We start from the raw sequence: 2,232 nt of genomic DNA on the forward strand, positions 1-2,232 counted from the left end.
GCCTGGATGGAAGGCCCGGCACATCGCGTTGTAGACCGCCCGTTGCTCCGCGATCGTGGCGCGGCCGATCGCGGAGCAACGGGCGGTCTACAACGCGATGTGCCGGGCCTTCCATCCAGGCCGTCCGGCTGATGTCACGGTGAGTGACGGCGTGGTCGCCGCCGACGGCCGCGACATCGCGATCCGGCGCTACCGTTTGGCCGGCAAGGCGTCGCGGGCGATCGTCGTCTACTATCACGGCGGCGGCTTCGTGCTCGGCGACCTCGACAGCCATGACGACATCTGCGCCGAGTTCTGCGCAGCCACCGGCTCCGAGATTCTGTCGGCCGATTACCGCCTGGCGCCGGAGCATCTGCATCCCGCCGCCTTCGAGGATTGCCTCGCCGTGTTCGAATGGGTGGCGGCGACAAGCGCGCTGCCGATCGTGCTCTGCGGCGAGAGCGCCGGCGGCAATCTCGCCGCGGCGGTCGCGCACGCGACGCGCCGCAGCCAGCGCCGCGCCGCCGGTCAGGTGCTGATCTATCCAGAACTCGGCGGCGAGACAGGCCGCTCCTATATCGAGCACGCCGAGGCGCCGCTGCTCAGCCTCAGCGATATCGAGTTCTACCGCCGCATCCGGTCCGCGCCGGGTCAATCGCTGGACGATCCGACCTTCTCGCCGCTGCGCGACAGCGATTTTACCGGCCTGCCGCCGACCTTCATCATCACCGCCGAATGCGATCCGCTGTCCTCCGACGGCGAGGCCTATCGCGGCCGCATCGTCGCCGCCGGCGGCTCGGCCTGGTGGCAGGAAGAGCCGCTGCTGGTGCACAGTTTCCTGCGCGCCCGCAACAGCGTGCCGCGCTCCGGCGAGGCGTTTGCGAGGATTATTGCCGACATTGCCAGGCTGGGCGCCGGCGATGAGGCGCCAATCTGCCCCCAAGTGGGGGAGATGGCCGGCAGGCCAGAGGGGGGCGCGAAGGATCGCGTCCCCTCAGAATCCTTAGGATTCAAAACCATTCGTCATCGCAGCGGCGCTGAATAGCCGAGATGCTGGGCGGGACAGCGCCCCCCTCTGCCCTGCCGGGCATCTCCCCCACAAGGGGGGAGATTGGCGCTACCCTCGTGCGGAACAGCGCACAAGAACTGCGGAAAAGCGAACATTTCCCGGCGTAACCCCGCCCTATCATCGCCGCAGGCCAAGGGCGCTCCGGCGGTCGCATCCGTCCCCGCACTGTGACAGGCCGGGGCGCCCAACAGGAGGGAACGACGATGAAATTCATGCTGACCGACAGGAAACTGCACCCGCGAGCCGAGCCGATCGCCGCCGACTTCCGGAAAGGCGGCATCAGCCGGCGCGAATACTTCGCCATCATGGCCGGCTTCGGCGTCAGCGCAGCCGGAGCACTGGCACTCGGCGTGCTTACCCCCTCGCCGGCCCGAGCCGAGGAGCCAAAAAAGGGCGGCACCTTGCGCGTCGCCATGAACGTCAAGGGTTTCAAGGATCCGCGCACTTTCGACGGCGTCGAGATGTCCAACGTGGCGCGCCACTGCAACGAATATCTGGTGCGCTGGAACACAGACTTCAGCTTCGAGCCGTGGCTTTTGGAAAGCTGGGAGACCAGCGACGACGCCAGGACAATCACGCTGCATGTGCGCAAGGGCATCACCTGGTCGAATGGCGACACCTTCAACGCCGACGACGTCATCCACAATCTCGCCCGCTGGTGCGACGCCTCCGTCGCCGGCAACTCGGTCGCCGCGCGCATGGGCGCACTGGTCAACGCCGACACCAAGAAGCCGGTCGATGGCGGCATCGAGAAGGTCGACGACTACACCGTCAGGCTCAACCTGCCCAAGCCCGACATCTCGCTGATCGCCGGCATGGCCGACTATCCGGCGCTGATCATGCACCGCTCCTATGAGGGCGACGGCGACCCGAAGAAGGCTCTAGCCATCACCACCGGCCCTTGCGAACTGGTGAGTTGGGATGCCGAGACCGGTGCGGAGGTGAAGCGCAAGGACAAGCCCTGGTGGAAAGGCGAGTTCCATCTCGACGGCATCAAATGGGTCGACTACGGCTCCGATCCCAACGCCATGCTGTCGGCCTTCGAATCCGGCGAGATCGACACCGACCACGAGACGGCTTCAGACGCCGTATCGCAGACCGAAGAGATGGGGCTCGAAAATTCCGAGATCGCCACCGGCTCGACCATCGTCGCCCGCTTCAATGTCGGCAACGCGCCCTATGAC

Annotated in this window: 2 protein-coding genes; both read left to right on the top strand. The window is 66.4% G+C overall.

Annotated elements, in window-relative coordinates; all coding sequences use genetic code 11:
* The first annotated feature begins 55 nt into the window (after window positions 1-55).
* On the top strand, window positions 56-1,024 hold the full coding sequence (locus EOA33_RS32930; RefSeq protein ID WP_348628284.1) for an alpha/beta hydrolase: 969 nt from the start codon (window positions 56-58) through the stop codon (window positions 1,022-1,024).
* A gap of 227 nt (window positions 1,025-1,251) precedes the next feature.
* A partial coding sequence (locus tag EOA33_RS32935) for an ABC transporter substrate-binding protein (protein WP_245482510.1) occupies window positions 1,252-2,232 on the top strand: 981 nt, incomplete at its 3' end.

The sequence above is a fragment of the Mesorhizobium sp. M4A.F.Ca.ET.050.02.1.1 genome, assembly GCF_003997725.1.
In the GTDB taxonomy this organism is placed as follows: Bacteria; Pseudomonadota; Alphaproteobacteria; order Rhizobiales; family Rhizobiaceae; genus Mesorhizobium.